The 19883-nt window shown below is 32.9% G+C and carries 12 protein-coding genes; 10 read left to right on the forward strand and 2 right to left on the reverse strand.

Annotated elements, in window-relative coordinates; translation table 11 throughout:
• The first annotated feature begins 113 nt into the window (after nt 1-113).
• From ACOWPH_RS28295 to ACOWPH_RS28325, 7 genes are all read left to right on the forward strand, one after another.
• Nucleotides 114-1022, forward strand: coding sequence for a hypothetical protein (locus tag ACOWPH_RS28295; RefSeq protein ID WP_015217834.1), 909 nt, complete (start codon nt 114-116; stop codon nt 1020-1022).
• Nucleotides 1023-1308: 286 nt separating this feature from the next.
• The gene (locus tag ACOWPH_RS28300; protein ID WP_015217835.1) at nt 1309-2124 is read left to right on the forward strand and encodes a DUF692 family multinuclear iron-containing protein; all 816 of its coding nucleotides are present in this window, start codon (nt 1309-1311) and stop codon (nt 2122-2124) included.
• Nucleotides 2125-2514 carry a hypothetical protein gene (locus tag ACOWPH_RS28305; RefSeq protein WP_015217836.1) on the forward strand — a complete coding sequence of 130 codons (390 nt, stop codon included), beginning with the start codon at nt 2125-2127 and terminating at the stop codon, nt 2512-2514. It begins immediately after the preceding gene.
• A gap of 657 nt (nt 2515-3171) precedes the next feature.
• Nucleotides 3172-4695, forward strand: a complete 1524-nt coding sequence (locus ACOWPH_RS28310) for a hypothetical protein (RefSeq protein ID WP_015217837.1) — start codon at nt 3172-3174, stop codon at nt 4693-4695.
• Between the two features lie 33 nt (nt 4696-4728).
• Nucleotides 4729-6006, forward strand: a complete 1278-nt coding sequence (locus ACOWPH_RS28315; protein WP_015217838.1) for a DUF1822 family protein — start codon at nt 4729-4731, stop codon at nt 6004-6006.
• 30 nt (nt 6007-6036) lie between these two features.
• Nucleotides 6037-8454 carry a CHASE2 domain-containing protein gene (locus tag ACOWPH_RS28320; RefSeq protein WP_015217839.1) on the forward strand — a complete coding sequence of 806 codons (2418 nt, stop codon included), beginning with the start codon at nt 6037-6039 and terminating at the stop codon, nt 8452-8454.
• On the forward strand, nt 8438-9247 hold the full coding sequence (locus ACOWPH_RS28325; RefSeq protein ID WP_015217840.1) for a DUF928 domain-containing protein: 810 nt from the start codon (nt 8438-8440) through the stop codon (nt 9245-9247). Before ACOWPH_RS28320 ends, ACOWPH_RS28325 begins: the two co-directional genes overlap by 17 nt.
• Here ACOWPH_RS28325 and ACOWPH_RS28330 read toward each other — a convergent pair.
• On the reverse strand, nt 9244-12117 hold the full coding sequence (locus ACOWPH_RS28330; protein WP_015217841.1) for a CHAT domain-containing protein: 2874 nt from the start codon (nt 12115-12117) through the stop codon (nt 9244-9246). The two genes, ACOWPH_RS28325 and ACOWPH_RS28330, sit on opposite strands and share 4 nt — an antisense overlap.
• 19 nt (nt 12118-12136) lie before the next feature.
• Complete coding sequence (locus tag ACOWPH_RS28335; protein WP_015217842.1) at nt 12137-16081, reverse strand: filamentous hemagglutinin N-terminal domain-containing protein; 3945 nt, start codon at nt 16079-16081, stop codon at nt 12137-12139.
• 442 nt (nt 16082-16523) lie between these two features.
• Between ACOWPH_RS28335 and ACOWPH_RS28340 the strand changes: the two genes are divergently transcribed.
• From ACOWPH_RS28340 to ACOWPH_RS28350, 3 genes are all read left to right on the forward strand, one after another.
• Entirely contained in the window at nt 16524-17648 is a 1125-nt protein-coding gene (locus ACOWPH_RS28340) for a DegT/DnrJ/EryC1/StrS family aminotransferase (RefSeq protein ID WP_015217843.1), read from the forward strand.
• A 60-nt stretch (nt 17649-17708) separates the two neighbouring features.
• Nucleotides 17709-18662 (forward strand): NAD-dependent epimerase/dehydratase family protein, encoded by a 954-nt coding sequence (locus ACOWPH_RS28345; protein WP_015217844.1) that lies wholly within the window; start codon nt 17709-17711, stop codon nt 18660-18662.
• A 241-nt stretch (nt 18663-18903) separates the two neighbouring features.
• A complete protein-coding gene (locus ACOWPH_RS28350; RefSeq protein ID WP_015217845.1) occupies nt 18904-19857 on the forward strand; it encodes a sulfotransferase family protein in 954 nt (317 codons plus the stop codon).
• Nucleotides 19858-19883 lie beyond the last annotated feature (26 nt).

Consider the following 19883-nt stretch of genomic DNA (forward strand, 5'->3'; position numbering starts at 1 on the left):
AAAGTATGAATTTATCTCATGTATAACTGCATAAAATACTCGGTTCTACCCGATAAGAGATAGTAAGAATTGTGAAATCATCAAATTAACGCTAAATACAGGAGTCAAATGCCGTGAATCGCACTCTAGTTATTAATAATATCCTGCAACAACGTAAGCCTTTAGTTCAAAAAATTGAACAAGTTAAAACTCTATTAATTCAGCGCCAAGAATTCCTTAAGGAATTAGAACAATTGCGTTTAGCTATCATGCCACAACTTGATAATCCTGTCTCTGTGGAATTATTAAAAAAACTAGACTTGAATAAACTGCATAATTTAATTGATAGTGCATTAGCTGCATTGAGTAAACTTAAACGTCGTTTTGCGAGAACTACTTTGAATATAGGTGTAGTAGGGAGAGCTAGACAAGGAAAAAGTCGTTTATTACAAAGTATCAGCGGGTTAACTCGTGCAGAAATTCCTGATGGCGATAGAGAACATTGTACAGGAGTAAGCAGTACGATTTATCACAATAAAAATAGGGATCAAGAACCTTATGGAGTTGTCTGGTTTTATTCAGAAAATAGTTTTTTAAAAGAAATCATTGCCCCTTATTATGCACAGTTACAGCTAGGTAATTCTCCTCAAAATATTCAGGAATTTGCTCAAAATAATCTTCCCGAACTTCCTGATGCTCTCAAAACTTTTGCTGAGTATAAAGCTAAATATGAACACTTGAAAAGATACAAGGATAACTTAGGAAGATATTACAGACTTTTGGGAACAACAGAAGCTCAACCTCTAAGAATTACAAGGGAGCAAATTCGAGAATATGTTGCTCAAGATAATGAACAAGGTGATCGCATTTTATTTGCAGAGGGAATGAGAAATGAATGGTCTGCCTTCCTTGACGATGATGAAATTCGTTCTAAAATTTGGATAGAATTTCGACAAATTGAGGAACGCAAGCATTTACAAATGAGTTGGAAAAATCAAGTAACAAAAACGATGATTCCCAATCAGGAATTAGTGTTTTTGTAAAGTTCGAGTAATTTGTATTAAGAGGATGTTTGAAAAGTTGTCGGCGAATATAATATTGCTCCGCAACGCCAAGGGCGAACGCTACTGCACAAACTAAGTTCACGCAGGTGGACTAACGGAAAATTAAGGCTTTTGAACCCACGTTCGCGTAGCGTTCCGAAGGAATAGGTGGGTTTTGTCTGTATAGCCGAGACTTCTAGTCGCCAGGGCGAGTAATAATTTAGACTTTTCAAACAACCTCTAAACAGAACACGAGAAAAATCTCGATCAAAAAAGAGTTTTACCAATGACTATTCAACTGAGTTTGAGCGTTAATAACCTGACTGAATTTTCGATTTATGACGAAGCTAGTCAGCCAATTAGAAATAACGGTAAGTTACCTTTTGTAGAAATTCTTTGGGACAATTATTGTCATTTACCACCTGATAAAATAGTTGAATATTTATCAAGTTTTAGCGATAGTATTGCTTTTCATATTATGTGGTCAAGATTTATTGATCGAGATTTAGAACAATTTGAAGAATTCCTTCGCCACCTTAAATTTCATGTAGATGTTATTAAACCTCTCTACATTTCTGATCATATTTGCACTTTTCATCAAGGTAATGTTTATGTTAAATCAGGATTAGAATTTAATTATGATAATCCTGAAGAGGTCTGGCACAGAATTGATCGCTATCAAAATTATCTTGGAAGACAAATTATCCTGGAAAATTTTGCCTCTATGACTTCAGAAGGCTACAAACAAATAGAATTCTTTGAAGCAATGGTGAATAAAACAGGATGTGGAATATTTTTTGATATTTCTAATGCTAGAGTTGCTGAATATAATGGATTTACCCCCATAACAGATTGGATAGATTTATTGAAAGAAATACCAAAATTACATTGTCATGTTGGTGGTTATGAATACAAATCTGATTTTGGTTATTATCGAGATAGTCATGGTGACGATATATCTGCACAGACTTTATTGGATATTAAAAATGTATTAATCTGCTTGGATATTCAAAGTATTTGTTATGAAAGAGAACATCATAAAATTAGTCAAAAAATGGCTGTAGACTTGGCACAAATAGCTAATATATGCAGATTAAATTAAATGAGTGAATCACCATCAACTATTCTGTCTCAAAAACTATATATAGCAGATGTATCACCAAACTCTTCTCTATTACAACATTATATTTGGCAATCACCTTTACTATTACCTCAAAATTTAAGTGATTTTGATGAATTTGCTCAACGAGTCAAACAAGCAGGAAAATTATGGTTAAAAAATAATGATCTCCGCATTTTTAATCAACTTATTATCACCCATAAAAACGCTTGGATATCTTACATATTTCAACGCGCACAACTTCCCAATCAATCACCAATAATAGCAGGGCCGATATCACGGCGGTTAATTAGAAAAGGCTTCACTATACCACCATACCCCTTAATTTTCCAAGAGTTTACGGAACTATGGGATATCAGTAAGAGTAAGTAACAAAGATATGTAGGGTGTATTATTCACAGAGGAGCGCATAGCTTGAGAGCGATCGCTTCAGTGTCAAAGTTGCATCAGGAAATACCAGTCATATAGAGGATTTTGTAGCTTAATAAATCGGGTCTACCGATCCCTTTATGCAAAATCCAGTTTAAAATCCTTGAAAGCCTTGTCCTGTAAGGGTTTTATTCGGAATAATGGCACAAAATCCTATAAACCTTGCCCTGTAAAGGTTTCACCATAATCAATGGTTAATTACCATAAGGGGATCGGTAGAACCAATAAATCTTAATAAATCATTATTTGGCAATTGTGCATATTTCTTCAAAACTGATCCGATACAGGAGTAGCACTAGCGATCGCCATCCAATGTATTTTCAGGACTGACGCATAGGCTATGAAAAATATGGATTTGAGTGAGATTGCTTCCCTGCGATAGCTACGCTCTCTTCGAGACGCTCCGCGAACGCCGAAGGCATCGCAATGACGAAAATATATTAATCTTGTGTAAGTCCTAATATTTTCAGGAATGAAACAAACTTCAATCAAACCTGCAATTATTAATTACTGATTTTAAATCATTGCTGAAGTTAGTAACTTAATAGCTATATAATCTTTTTAAAATAACCGCTAAAATCTAGTTGAGGAAATCAAAATATGGATAAAAGCAACTCAAATCTTATTTATCTATTTGCCACGTTTCCAAAATTAATGGAACATAATTTTCATTCACCTATTAGTTGGCAATATATTCCCAGACTAAAGAGGAATATAGAAAAATTAATCGCAGATCGTCCCGATATTAGCGAAATCATTCTGTTGCACTATTTCATAGATGATTTTAGAAACAACTCTAATTCGTCTTTGTCTAAGGAACATTTAGTAGCCTTTGCTAGTAAAAATGCTATAAAAACAGCTTACAATTTTAGGAGAAATATAAACAATTTAGGCAAAAATTCTAATAATAATCCTGATTCATTTCAAGAACTAATTCAATTATCTTTGTTGGCAGCATCAAACACAGAAAAAATATTTACAAACTTTGATAGTAGTAAAATTAATACCAACTATTCTTGTTTTTCTCTAAGAAATTACATTCAAAAAAGAATAGAAGGAATAATTGACGATGAGCTTAGAAAACAAGATAGCATGAAAACTTTTAAACGTTCTTGCTGTTCATTATTAAGACAAGTTAGTAGAAAGCAGCTAATAGAAGCTCTCAAAAGACAGAACTATCGTGAACCTTTACTTTCTCAATATATTCTCATTTGGGAGGGCTTTAAATCTATTTATGCACCACAACAACCTGGAGAAAATAGAAATTTATCATCTCTCTCTGGAGAACAATATCGAGATATCATCAACTTGTATCAAAAGTCCAAAAATTTATATCCAATCACAGACTTAGAAACATCATCTGTAGATGTAAACTTCGTACAACAATGTTTAGAAAGTATATGTAGTGCCATCCGAATTTTTAAAGAAATGCCAACCAGCACTATATTAAACTCTCCTTCCACATCTAATGAAAATTCTCCAGAGATGATAGATGAACTTACTGATGAAACATCAATTCCTGTAAATGTAGAAGCAGTGTTTATTAATGAAGGACAGGAACAAATTAATACCTTTTTAAAGCAAGCAATTCAGAATCTTGACGAAGATAGACAAAAGCGTCTTTTTTTAAGATATGCCCTAGATATGACTGATACAGAAATAGGAGCAGAAATCAGTAAAGATCAATCTTCAGTTGGCCGTCGCCATAAGACAATATTATCAGAGTTAATTACTAAAATTACTCAATATCTCAGAAAAAATGATGACGATACTCCTGACATAAAAAGACTTGAAGAAATCAAAAATTATCTTGATGAATACCTTTTACAATATTATTGTATGTTGATTTTTTCATTTTTCAAAGATAGTAAAAGCAGTCTACAGCCTCAACAAATAAATGTGTTAAACTTACATTACTGGCAAAAAATAAATGAGCAACAACTATCTGATTCTCTACAAAAATCCCCTCAAGAAATAGAGCAATTTATCCTGAATGCTCAAATAGATATTGAAACAAAAATGATAGACCAGATTAAAGAAACCCTAAAAATCACACTGAATTCACCTGCTCAAGATCAGTTAAAAACAAAAATTGTAAGTCTGCTCAAAATTTATGTTCAATAACTCAATAACGATTAACTATCAAGGAGTCTAATCATGAAACTAACAACTCAACACCTAAAACCTATCCACAGTAATCAACTTTTCTTAGAATTTTCTCAAGAAGATATCAAAAAAATCTGGGAATTAGAACAAAAATATACTTGGGAATTAGAACAAAAATATACTAACGATGTAGCTCGATGGAATGCTTATTTGAATCACCTTTGTCTTCAAACTTTCGTTCGTTGGTTAGAAGATGAAGAAGATATATCAGAAATGCCTTTAACTTTTCCTGCTCCCAATAGCTTATCTAATATTTGGGAATTTGTTAATGGTACAGCAATCACTATCGGTAAAACCAAAATTGTCTTAATTCCCAACGAAATTATTGATACAGAAGAATTTTATGTTCCTGCGGAATGGGTAGATATTCCTGAGTGGAAAGCTGATTATTATTTAGCTGTACAAGTCGATTTAGAAGAAAAATGGATGCGAATTTGGGGTTATACGAGTCATCGTACTGTAAAGCAACAGGGAAACTATAATTATCTCCAAAGAGCTTATGTATTAGAACCAGAAGATTTAGTTGAGGATATTGATTTAATTTGGGTAGCTACCAAACTGAATTTAGATGAGAAAGTATCAGTTGAACCTTTACCTAAACTATCAAATCAAATCATGAAAGAATTAATCGAAAAATTAAGTCAACCGTCTTCCTATTCACCTCGTTTAGATTTAGATATTTCTTTTTCAGAATGGTGTAGCTTAATGAGAAATGATAATTGTAGACAAGAGTTGTATCAGAAACGATTGCTAAATGCTGGTTTAGTTGTTGTTAGTAATGCTGCTACTTATCAGTTTAACCATACAAAAGTTAATCTCAAACAATGGTTAAGCAACTATTTTATGGAAACAATTAATCAAGGATGGCAAGATATTCAGTATTTTCTCTCTCTTAATTCCAAATCCCCTGAATTAGCTTTTCGCTCTAGAAGAAGTGTAGCAAAAGAAGAAATAGTTCAAGCAAAACTCATTGATTTTGGAGTACAATTAGGAGATACAAGCATCATACTTCTTGTTTCACTCACACCCAAAGATGATGATTCAGTACAAGTTATAGCTGAAGTTCATCCTACAGGAAATGATCAATATTTACCCCATACTCTGAAACTTAAACTTCTGGCTGAATCAGGAGAATCCCTTGATGAAGTTGAGTCTCGAATCAAGGATAATTATATTCAGACTAATTATTTCGATATCGTATCAGAAACCTGCTTTAGTCTTCAGGTATCTCTTGGTAATATCACAGTTACAGAAGATTTTGAAATTTAAATTATTGAATTTAAAGGCATAGGAAACTACGTGAGCAAGTGTATCATTTTAAATTTAGGAAGTGGTAATTTTGAAGATGGGTTTCCTTCCCTCACAGTTGAACTGCGAGAAATACATAAATCCTGGCCAATTCTCAGATTAAAAGGTAGTCTACCTCCAGTCCCAGAAATTCCTGAATTATATATCAAGTGGAAATCTCTTTATGATGCTCTTGCCAAGAAATTTAGACAACGTGGTAATATTCCTAAAGTTAATAAAGGTGGAACTAAGCAAATTTCTGATATTGATTTTCCTCATTTATGTGAGCAGTTAAAACAATCTCTAAATGATTGGTTAAACTCACCATCTTTTAGCAAAATTGAAAAAAAATTATGCGCTAATTTATCTCCAGATGAAGACGTTTGGATTGTTGTAGAAACTGATAATCAACAAGTGCAAAAACTTCCTTGGCATTTGTGGGATTTCTTTACAGAGTATCGTCATGCAGAAATTGCTTTTAGTACCAAAGATTCTCAACAAACAAAACTGCCTGATTCATCTATCAACAAGGTGAGAATTTTAAGCATTCTTGGTAATAGTCAGGGAATTAATATTGACGCAGACAGAAAAAAATTATCAAAAATACGTGATACTAAAATAGAATTTTTAGCAGAACCGAAACGAGAAGAAATTAGTGAGCAATTATGGACAGAAGGTTGGGATATTCTCTTTTTTGCAGGTCATAGTGAAACTATTGCTAATGAAAAGGGTAAGATTTATATTAATAGAACTGACAGTCTCACTATTGAACAGTTAAAATATTCTTTGCGAAAGGCGATTTCTAACGGTTTACAATTAGCAATTTTTAACTCCTGTGATGGATTAGGACTAGCTTGGGAATTAGCTGATTTACAAATTCCTCAAATTATTGTTATGAGAGAACCTATTCCTGATTTAGTTGCACAGGAATTTCTCACTTATTTTCTGGAAGGTTATACTCAGGGTAAATCATTATATCTAGCAGTCAGAGAAGCTAGAGAAAAATTACAAGACTTAGAAGATAAATGTCATTGTGCTAGTTGGTTGCCTATTATTTATCAAAATTTAGCTCAGATTCCTTTAAGTTGGCAACAGTTACGAGATAAAAAAATCACCCCAGAATCTTTTTTACTGCCAGAACCTTCTTTATTGATTCCTAGTTTAATTATTAATGGAGTAATTGCTTTATTAATGATAATAATTCGATTTTATGGAGGATTACAATTTTTAGAACTTCCAGCTTTTGACCATCTCATGAGGATGCGTCATTTAGTTGTTAATGAAGGTGTTGACACCAAGATTTTATTAGTGACAATTACTGAGGAAGATTTAATATATCAAAATGAGAATAAAATTAGACTTGACAAAAATGAATCCATTTCTGATCAAGCTTTAGATATACTATTAGCAAAATTAAATCAATATCAACCCAGAGTTATTGGTTTAGATATCTATCGGGAAAATCCTATTAATCCTCAATACATCAATTTAATTAAAAATTTTCAGAAAGATAATTTTGTAGGAGTTTGTTTAATAGCTAAACAAGAAACAGATGGTATAGGAAAACCTCCTAGTATTTCTAATGTGCAAGATAATTTAGGTTTTACTAATTTTCTTGTTGATGATCATAATAAGTTACCTAAATATGTTCGTCGTCAATTATTTGGACAACCTCGTAATAAAAAATGTGAAACTTATCTCGCGTTGAGTTTTCAACTAGCCTATCACTATCTAGCTAAAGAACCAAAACTATTAAACTCTGGAAATAATCCAGATAATTTAGAACTTGATGAATTTATTGTTAAAAAATTAGGAAGACGGGTAGAAATAAATGCGGGAGGATATAAGCTTCCTATTCAGGAAATTGGAGGAGGTCAAATTTTATTAAATTATCGAATTACCAAGAAAATTGCTGAGGAAGTCCATCTAAGAGAAATCCTATCTGGGTTATCAGATAATCAATTATCAGATTTAGTGAAAGATAAAATAGTCTTGATTGGTACGACAGCACCAGAATCTTTTCAAGATCAACTTCTAACACCTATTGACGAAAAGATGCCAGGAGTTAAAATTCATGCCCATCAAGTAAGTCAAATTCTCAGTACAGTTTTAGATAATCGGCATACTTTATGGTGGTGGCCAGAAGAAATAGAAATTATCTGGATTACAACTTGGATATTCGCAGGAGGATCAGGATTTTACTATTGGAGATCGCTTCGTTATCATTTGCTGAACAATATAGTAGTGATAATAGTTTTATATGGTAGTTGTTACATAATCTTGTTACAGGGGGGTTGGATTCCTTTTGTTCCGTCATTAATTGGATTATTATTAAGTGGTGTGACTATTCCTCTCTACGTTTTAGTTATTAAGAATAATTTACAAACCCAATTTCTTCAAAGGATACAAAATCATGAGAACACAAGATAAACTAATTTCCATTTTTTATTGTTTCAGTATTGCTATGACTTGGAGTACAACGAACTTATTTCTTTACTCCAAGTTAGTTCAAGCTCAATCTATTAACTCTATTTTACTAGCAAAGAGTCGCAAACCTTTAGATTTCTCAGGTACAGGAAGACCTAATAATCAAGGTGGTGGTGGTAGTCGGGGAATTTGTAATCACACCGATAAAAATCAAAATAATAGCTCGGATTTTCCAGTTGCTTTAGTTCCTCAAAAAATGGGATTAACAGTTTCCGAATATCCTACTTTTTGGGTTTATATTCCCCAAAGTTATAAAAATTTACAAAGAGTAGAACTTTCAGTTAATTTATTTGATAAAAAGGAAGAAACTAAAAGAGTTTTTGGGATTTCTTATCAAGCCAAAAATATACATGGTATTGTTTCTTTAACTCCTCCAAAAAATAAAAAATATGCCTTGGAAGAAGGCAAAATTTATACTTGGTATATTACCCTTGTTTGTTCAAAAGAGGCTAATGAACAAGTAAATTATGATTATATTGAAGATACTTATGGTTCTATTAAACGAGTTTCTTCAAGTGTTTCTTCCCCTAATTATGAAGACTTTATCCGCGATCAAATTTGGCATGATGCAGTAACAGATTTAGGAAAACGTCTTCTAGATAATCCTGGAAATCAGCAACTACAGAATGAGTGGAAAAACTTACTGAAAACAAAAGGTGTTGAATTAGATTTAGTATTAAAATCAATTACAGAACAACCATTAGTTTCTTGTTGTGAAATAGAAAGTTCTGACTAACGCCAATTTCCTACTAAAACAAAGGAAGACCAATAATAAGGTTTTTTCCATTCAAAATTTTCGTCATTTAATAAGGCCAATTGTGCTTTTTGCAATGCTTTAGCTTTAGTTATATTATTAACTTTTTGAGCTTGACTAAGTTCTTGATAAAAATGAGTCATAAGCTGTGCAGTTGATTTATCATCTACTAACCATAAACTTGCTAGGGTACTTCTTGCACCTGCTCTTACTGCTACTCCTGCTAACCCTAAAGTTGCCCGGTTATCTCCAGATGCTGTTTTACAAGCACTTAAAACTAATAATTCGATAAATGAAGATTCTTGTAATTGATTAGTTTGTAAAAATTGTCCTAATTCTTGAATTTTAAGCTCTTTATCCCAAGCTAAAATAAAAGTATTTTCTAAATTAGAACTAAAATTACCATGAGTAGCTAAATGAACAATTTTAAAATTATTTAAACCTATTTTTTCTTTGAGTTTTGAAGTAATAAATTTACCATCTAATAAAGGTTCTTGGGATTGAGATAAAGTAGCTTGGACTTTGTTTAATTCGTCTTTAACATTTGGTAAACTTGGAAAACCAAATCTTTCTTCAGTTATTCCTCCTATTAGAGCTTTTAATTCAATTTTGGGAAGAGGATTAGAACTAAATAATTTTAGCCCTGGACTTAGTGCAACAGCATATTTTTCAATTAAATATTTATGGTCATTAGCATCATAAATAATTGACATCGGTATATTACGTAATAATCCATCTGAAATAAATACTAATGTTTTTACTTGCTTTTGATTAAATTGTTGTTCAAATGGTTGAATTAACCAATTATAAAATTGTTTAGATATTTTTTGTACTTCATCATTTACAGTCCTTCTTCTTTTGATTACATCCAATAAACCTTTAAGCTGAGAATTGACTTCAGATTCAGAAATATTAAAAGAATTATGTAGTAACTGATTTTCGTTGGGCAATTTAGCAATAACTTCAATTCGGTTTTTCAGAATAATTGAATAAATAATTGCTGCTTCAGGATCAATTTCATCAATAGCTTCTGTTTTAACATCTGTACAAGCATCTCGGAAAAAGTCATTTAATTCAGCTAACTGTAAGTCTTCAATAACTTCTCTTGCTGTTCTCAATTGTCGTTGTCGATGGGCTTTTTCAGAATCAGTTTTTAACAAATCATCAATATCCTGTAATAGTAAATCAACATATTCACGATACATTGGTTCAACACTATCCCGAAAATTAAACTGAATATCTGGATGAATAGAAACTAAATCTTGTCGCAATTTCTGGAGATTATTGTAAGCATTTTCATAAACTTTTAAAGATTCTTGATGCTTGTTGTTTAATTTATATAACTTGGCTAACTGCCATTGCCAACGATAAGCAACTTCTGGGTTATCACCAGCTAAATTTAATGCTGTTTGAGTTAATTCTTCTGCTTGACTTAAATTACCTTGTTCTTGGGCAATAGCTCCTTGATAACCTTTAATATAAGATTGAATTTTGGAATTATCTAAGAGTTCAGCTTGATTTAAAATCTTAGTAATTACTTCCAAAGTGGGAGGTTCAGGAGTGTCACTAAGTTCTGTTTTTTTGTTTTGAACTTGACAACTTTGAAGAAGTGGAGAAACAACTTCTTTATCTCGTTGCTTTGTTTGATGCTGCCAACACATTAAACTTTGAACTAGGTTTAATTGGGCATAAACTTGATTTTGTGTCACTGGTAAGGCTTCAATTTCTTGGATAAGATTCTGCCATTTTTTATTAACTTCCTGCAAGTTATTTTGAACAACTAAGAGATTAATTTGATTAAGTTTAGCTTGAATAAAATTCAAGTTACGATAATATTCAAATGAATCATTTTGAACAATATCTATGGCTTTTTGATAGTAGTTTAATGCTGTTTCAATCTTATTTTTAAGACGATAGTTATTTCCCAAATTCAAATAAACCGTACTTAATTGAAGTGTTAAATCTTTCTTTAAATGACTATTTTCAGAAACATTTACACTATTTTTATTAAGTTTAGTTTCTAGAAATTCCAGGATTTTCTCAGATAAATCTAAATTACCAATAATTTGCAAAACTTGACTTAAATCAATCCAGGCTGGAATCAGATTAGTAAAGGATGATTCTAATTGGTTGTTGAGAATATTTTGTAAATAATTAGCAGTGTTTTCACGTTCTGTTTGATTTAATTGACTTAATGATTTACAGTTTTGAATATTAGCTTTTACATCTTTACTAACTTGAATCAAATCAATGGATAAAGTTTGCAATAACACTTGACAAGCACGGGGATATAAACCTAAATCTTGTAAGACCTTAGCTTGATTGATTTCACTCTGAATTTTTCTTTGTGATTGATTAAGATGGGTATAAATATCGGTTGCTTTTTGCCAAGTTATGAAGGCAGCATTTGATTCACCTATTTCTCGTTGTAACTGCCCTTGAATTTCTAAAGATTGAGAGAGAACTTGTAGTTTCTCAATAGTTTCTGGTTGCTTTTTGAGTAGTTCTAAACTTTCTTCAATTTTAGATTTAGCTTCTGTCCATGTTCCTTGTTTTTGATAGGTAAGAGAAAGGTTACTTAATGCCATTGCTTGATTCAGATTATCCCCTTGTTTAGCGAAAATATTTGCTGCTTCTTGCCAAAGGGGAATGGCGTTATTATAGTTTCCTTGTTGGTAGTTAATTTTGGCTTGTTCAATGAGTTTTAGAGTAGTAGTTGGGGTAATTTGAGCTACTGTTATGGGCGTGAGTAAGGAGAGGAAAAATAGAATACAGATTAAAATTAGCGATAGCTTTGCTCGCCGTAGGCATCGCCAGCTTTTAGGTGACTGTTTTTTTTGAAAAAATTTCATAAATTACACACTTTTTAATTTAATTTTTATGATTACAGCTAGAAGATTTTTGATTTTGGCGTTGCTCAAAATTTGACTTAGGATCGTAGGCAGTTAAAATTAATTGTCCTTTCTCATTTAACATCCATCCTCTGACGGGAGTAATGGGTTGGGAATGATTTTCTTTGCTAGAAAGTTGCCAATTATCAGGTTTTTGTTTTCCTGTTGTTACTGGTTCAACTAAGTCAACTTGAGTGAAATTATTCCCAACAGCTTGTTCAGGACTAGGTGGTAATCCTCCTCTACCTGTATTCACAAATTGACTTTCTTTACCTTGTTTGCAAGGATTTTGAGCAATAAGCTGATCTGGATCAACTACTGATTCTGGTAATTCAGTTAAATCATTGCTAGGGTCAGTTTCTGGAATATTAAGAATTATTTGACCATTTAAAGTTGGGTCTAATTGAGAAAAGGCTGTAATGTCGCTAAAAGGAGTCAGTTGGTTGCGAATTTCTAGTCCAAAAATGCCTTCAGCAGTAATATTGATTTTGCCTCCTTGACCTCCAAAAGAGTTAGCTGTAATATCGCTATTTTCAAAAGGTACTGCAATCAGAAATTTGGTATCAATAGAAATATTACCACCAGCACCAGCACCACCTTCACTTCCTGCGGTTGTGGAAATTAAACTATTATTACGTAGTAAACTATAATTTGCGACTTGTAACTTAATATTGCCGCCTGTATTACTGGCAGTAGTAGCAGAAATTTTACCGTTGTCTAAAAATAAATTTTGGGTAATTAAGTCAATATCTCCACCAATTCCAGAGCCTTGACTATCTACTGCGATCGCAGCGCCATTTTCAACAGACACTGTGATAGGATCAATAAAAATATTACCGCCCTTACCTGTAGAATCAGTTGTAGTATTAGCAAAAATACCGCTATTATTACCATTTAAATTAATATTATCGGACACCTTTAAATTTATATTTCCAGCATCACCTTGTCCTTGCGTTGTCACCGCAATTTTACCCCCACTTTCAACTATTAACTGAGGAGTTTTGATATTAATATCACCTGCTTTACCAGTAGAGTTAGCGGGATTTAAAGGTACATCAATTAATAAAGGATTGCGTGGTATTCCTTCGATGCCTGAGATAGCTAAAATAGCACTAGGTTGTCCATTCAATGCTGTTCCATTAATATTAATTGACTCATTAGCATTAATATTTAATGTACCTCCTTTACCTTGACTAGCTGTAGAACCAGAGATTAAACCACCATTTTCTAAAAATATTTGACGTGCAGATAAGTCAATATTTCCCGCATCACCTTTACCAGTTGTGTCAGTTGATAAAGCACTGGTAATAAGTCCTTCTGGAGAAATTCCGCTGATTCTTAAAATATTAATATTAGCAGTTAAATCGCCGCCATCTCCTGTGCTTTCTGGACTGGTACTAGTAGCAATAACTCCCCCATTTGTTGCTGTTAAATTAGGGGTATTAATAGTAATATTTCCTGCATTTCCTGTACCTCTAGTGGCGGTAGTTAAAGCACTAGGAATTGGTAAGATATCGTTAGGATTAGTAATTGTTCCACTAAGATTTATAGATTCAGTGGCATTAATATTAATATTACCCCCTTGTCCTGTGGTATTGCGATTAGTTCCAGTAGAAATAGTACCACCATTTTCAAGGGTTAAACGTCTAGTTTCAAGAGTAACATTTCCGGCATTACCATCAGCAAAAGTTTGTGCTTGAATACCTGCACCTCGACTAATATTTACAGATTCTTGAGCATTGATATTAATATTACCTCCTTGACCTATACTTTCTAAAGTAGAGGCAGAAATTCTGCCAAAATCTCTTAAAATCAATTTATCAGTAGTAAGGTTTAAATCCCCTGCATTTCCTGTATCACTTGTAGCAGTAGTAATTAAACTTAAATTAGCAGGATTATTTAAGTTACCGATTATTTCAACGAAATTATTAGCATTGATTGTTAATAAACCTCCTTGACCACTATTTAAAGTAGAAGTAATAACTTTTCCTCCATTTTCAATTAACAAAGTATCAGTAATTATTGTTAATTTTCCAGCATTACCACCATTTCCTAAAGCCAAATCACCTAAATAATCAACAAAGAAAGGAACATCAGTTCCTGAACTGGTTGAAATTATTCCTTGATTATTTACTTTTAAATTAGATGTTTCAATATTTAATTTTCCAGCATTACCTGTTCCTAATGTTAAGGTTGTAATCGAACTAAAATCTTGATTATTATTTAAAGATTTGGTGACTTCTAAGGAATCAGTAACATTAATATTTAAAGTACCGCCATTACCACTATTTAAAGTAGAAGTAATAACAAATGATCCATTATTAAGTTTTAAAGTATTGGTTTTAATATCTAATTGACCAGCATTACCACCATCTCCTAATATTACAGAACCTGATGCTAACCCTAATAAATCACCTGTTGCTGAAGTAATCACTGAATTATCTAAATCAATTGTATTAGCTTCAATGTTAATATTACCAGCCTCTAAAATACCTAATGTTCCCGAAACAATTGACCCTACATTAGTTAAAGAAAGAGAATTAGTTTTAATGTTGATATCACCACCTATTCCTACTGCTCCCGAAGATACATTAGTTAAAATAGAAGCCCGATCTAAAGAGAGCTTATCATTAAGAACAACTGTAATATTCCCAGCATTTCCTTCTCCATCCGTTGTTGCTCTAATTCGCGAAGCATTACTCAAATTCAGAGAATTTGCTTTAATCGTAATATCACCTCCATTACCTGGAGTAAATAGACTAACTCCTGTATTAATAAAACTTAAATCAAGGGAAATTAAACCACCTGCTTCTAGAGAAATATTACCAGAATCAGCAGGTTCAAAACTAAAAAAATTATCACTATCAATTCTACTAAAAGTTAAATTAATAGAATCATTAACCTTAACAAAGATATTACCTGGTAATCCTGAATTACCTGTTGTGGTACTTAAAACACCGAATCTGGCATCAAATGAATTACTATTAATATTAATCCCACCTTGATTACCATTAGCTCTAATTTGACTGCTATTTAAACTAATTTTATCACCATAAATATTAACAAATCCTCCTTGTCCATTAACATCTATGTGAGTATCATTTAAGAAATTGATATTTTGAGAAGTTTGACTATCTATCTGAGGATAATTAAATGTTAATTTTTGACTATTAGATGATATATTAATTAAGTGTTCACCTTCAATACTTCCCAACTCAATTTTGCCATCTAATACTGTTAAACGAGCATTATTAAAATTAATTTCTCCCCCAACTAATGCGACAGTTTTTCCTTCAGCACCTTCCAGAAAACTTCCCTCAACATTAATTGGTTGAATTATGCCATTTCCTGCTGTTTCCCTAAACTGTAAACCCACAGGAATATTCACAGTCATTAAAGGTGGATTATTAGGATGACTAGCACTAAATTCAAACCTATTATCAAACAATAATCCATCGGCGGTACTAGCTACAAATGAGCCGCCTAAAAATAGTCCAGCATTTGCACCAAAATAAACTCCATTAGGATTAATCAGAAATAAATTAGCATTATCTATATTAAAAGAATTATCAAGTACACCTAAATTTCCTAAAATATTAGAAGCATTAGTGCCTGTTACTCTCCCGATAATATTATCTATTCCTGATGGACTAATAAAAAATACTCCTCTCCCATTATCAACATGAAATTCCTTAAAACTATGAAATAAATTATTACCTCTATTTGCTCCTCCTTGAATAATATGATTATTGATACCTATAGGAATAATTTGAGAATTTTCTGAACCTAATGTAGTATCAGCGACGGGTATTAATTGAGCCTGAGCAACATGACCATTATTTAGTAGTGATAAAGTTACTAATAAAAGCGATTGTTGACAAATTTTATTGAACATCAAAGCCATTGAATACAATTTAGGTATCATGTCAATTATCCTGATTTTTATTAACAAACAAGTGGTCATAATTAAATGAGCAAAACTTGTAAAACAGGGAGCGCATTGCCATAGGCATTCTCTAAGAAGATGTTTACAGCACTTCCCGCTCAAACTCAATACAATCGGAGGTGGGGAAACCCCGCCCCTAAAGGCTTGGCGATGAAAAACTGTACCTCATAACAGCGGGAAGTGCTGTAATAAGTGTTTTTTGCTACACTGAAAACACTTAAACTTAACCCCCATGTCCGCCTTCCCTACAAGGGAATGGGGGTTTTAAAGCCTCTCTCCGCAGAACGTCTCTACAATAGTTTTCGGAGATGTCTATTAGCTAAAAGCTTTGTGAAATAAGACTCAATATAGAAATTTTTTGCATTTTGCATAATTTTTCTTCTTTACCCCGATATATAACCAAGACACAACATACAAATCTATGACACCAACAACTCAACCAATTTACCCTCAAAAAATAGTTTTTTCCGAAGCTGATCGTGCAGAGATCATCCAACGTATTGATTTTAGTCTATCTACAGGTCAAGTCGCCCTGGGACAAAATGTTCAAGAATTTGAAGCTAATTTTGCCCAATTTGTAGGAACAAAACACGCTATTGCCGTTAACTCAGGAGGAGCAGCTATTGCCATAGCCATGCACCTACTTAATGTTAAAGATCAAGAAGTGCTAGTTCCAACGAATACCTTTGTCGCTACAGCCTCAGAGGTATTATTAGCAGGAGGATGTGTGCGTTTAGTTGATACAGATCCTAAAACATTTTCTGTGTCTTTAAACGCCTTAAAAGCCGCAGTCACTCTCCAAACAGTAGGAGTAAATATAGTCCATATTGGCGGTATTATTACTCCAGAAATTGAAGCAATTCGAGATTGGTGTCAGGCTCAAGGATTATGGTTGTTTGAAGATGCTGCTCATGCTCATGGTAGCAGTTTTAACGGTAAAAGTGCTGGAAAATTTGGCTGTATGGCAGCTTATTCTTTTTATGCTACTAAAGTAATGACCAGTGGCGAAGGCGGAATGTTAGTTACTGATGATGATGATTTAGCAGCAAAAGCCAAAGGTTTAAGAGATTATGGTAAACCTCAACCCTGGGTTAGTTATTATACTCAATTAGGTTCTAATTGGCGAATGTCTGAGTTTTGTGCTGCGGTGGGAGTCGTGCAACTAAAACGTTTACCAAAGTTTATTGAATGGCGTGAAAAAATTGCTAATTTCTATACTCAAAACTTACAAAATTCACCTCAAATTACTCTTGTTTTACCCCCTGAAAAAAGTAGTTGGTATAAATATATTGTGTTACTTCCGCCAGGAGTAAATCGTGAGCAGATCAAAGCCAAAATGAAAGAAAAAGGTGTTTCTTTACCTGGTGGAGTATATGAAACTCCTTTACATCAACAACCTATTTTTCAGGAACTATCCGATCAATTTCCTTTAGCTAATGATGTTTGTCAGCGTCATATCTGTTTACCTATTTACTTTAGCTTAACAGAGGAACAAGCGGCTTATATTGTGGAATGTTTGCACTTAGTTCTTTCGGAAATTATGTAGCCAGCAGGTTTATTAGGTTGCTTTGAATATTGCTATTTTGATCAAATCAGGAGTTAAATAATGCAAAAATTAAAATGCTTTGTGACCGGAGGTAACGGTTATATTGGTTCTCATGTTGTTGAGGCTTTAAGAAAGGCTAATTATGATGTTAAAGTGTTAGATATTACAGGAGAAGGTATCAATATTGATATCTGTAATCTTTCATCTTTGCTGGAAATATTCCAGCAAGAAAAACCCGATTATGTGTATCATATAGCAGCGATTGCTAATGCTCGTACTGCTTTAGACAACCCAATACAAGCTGTCCAAATTAACATTAATGGGACAACTAATGTATTAGAAGCATCACGTCAAAATAATGTCAAAAGAGTTATTTTAGCCAGCACTTGCTGGGTAGCAAATGCAATGCCTTCTGGTATTCTTGATGAAACTACACCTTTTTTAGCTGAAGGTGGAGGTCATATTTATACTACCACTAAAATTGCCTCTGAGTATTTAGCGAAAGATTACCAAAAACTCTACGGTTTACCCTTTACCATATTACGCTATGGTATTCCTTATGGACCTCGGATGTGGACTGGTTTAGTGTTAAGAAATTTCCTAGATCGCGCTTTTACTAAACAACCTTTAACCATTTTTGGTGATGGTAGCGCATCAAGGAAATTTGTGTTTGTAGAAGACTTAGCACAAGCTCATGTCTTAGCTTTACAAGACATCGCTGCTAATCAAGTTTATAACCTAGAAGGAATGAGATTTGTAACTCTTAAAGAGTTAGCTGAATTAGTCTCTAAATTAGTGGATGAAGTTGATATTATTTATCAATATGATCCCTCAAGACGAGGTGAATTAGATAATTATCGTAAGATAATTTCTGCTAATAAAGCTTATATTGAGCTTGGTTGGCAACCACACATAGATTTAGAAGAAGGGGTACGTCGTACGATTAATTGGTATCAAAAAGAGGTATTGTCTTCTCAATTTGATAATTCAGGAATCCCTGTTATCGCACGCTAACACAATTCGTAATTGAGTTTTACTTACAGCACTTTGCAGAACTAACTGGTACAGAATTAATCCCAATTTCAGACTTAACTCTTTCTAATCTTTTTCTGTGCCTATGTGGATGATTAATCACTGTACTTAACTGTTACGCAAAGTGCTGTATAAGGAAGATTGAAGATAAATTTAATCAATCCTCAATCATATTAAAAACAAAGCAACAAGCATATCTCTTCAGATAATCAGTTTTAATAATATGTTAGACAAGCAGAAAAAACTACCTGATTTTATCATTGGCGGCGGCATGAAATGTGGAACAACTTCTTTGCATTACTTATTAAATAAGCATCCACAAATTTTTATTCCTAACAATGAACCGCATTTTTTTACTTTGGATGATATCGAACAGAACCCTGAGTTTTTTATCAAGACTAAACAAGGTTGGAATTGTTGGGATTTTGATAAGAATTTGCCAGATTATCTTCGTTGGTATTATAGCTTTTTTCATGAAGCTAAAGAAAATCAAGTGATTGGGGAAGATTGCGTTTCCTATCTTTATTCTAGTCAAGCACCAGCTAGGATTGCTAAAATTATTCCTAATGTCAAGTTGATTTTTATTTTACGAGATCCTGTAGCCAGGACTTATTCTCAATATTGGCATTGGGTAAAAACTAATAGGGCTATTTATAGTTTTGAAGATATGATTCAGTTTTCTTCTGGACACCTTTTGCAAAGAGGCTTTTATCGTCAGCATTTAGCTAGATATTTTCAATATTTTGAGCGCGAACAAATCAAAGTTATTCTTTTCGAGGATTTTATCAAAAATGTCCAAGAAAAGATTGATGAAGTGTGTGAATTTTTACAATTAAATCAGAGTGTTAATGTCAGTAACCTAGAAGCTCACCAAAATTCAGCTTTAGTTCCACGCAACTTACGATTACATTTATTATTCAACAATTTGTTTAAAACACGCATTTGTGGTAGAAAATATCAAATATCCCATTTACCTAATGCTAATATATCGAATCAAAATATAATTTTAGATTGGCTCACAAATTCTTTTAATCAGCTTAACTTAACCTCAAATAAACCCTATCCTCAAATGCACCCAGATACTCGGCAGTTCTTAGAACAATTATTCGCTAAGGAAAATAGTGGGCTATCACAATTGATTGATTTTCCTGTTGAACAATTTTGGAGTTATGTATGAAAAAATTTAAAACTCAGGAACCAGAT

The sequence above is a fragment of the Anabaena sp. PCC 7938 genome (genome assembly GCF_049315035.1).
Lineage (GTDB): Bacteria > Cyanobacteriota > Cyanobacteriia > Cyanobacteriales > Nostocaceae > Anabaena > Anabaena cylindrica.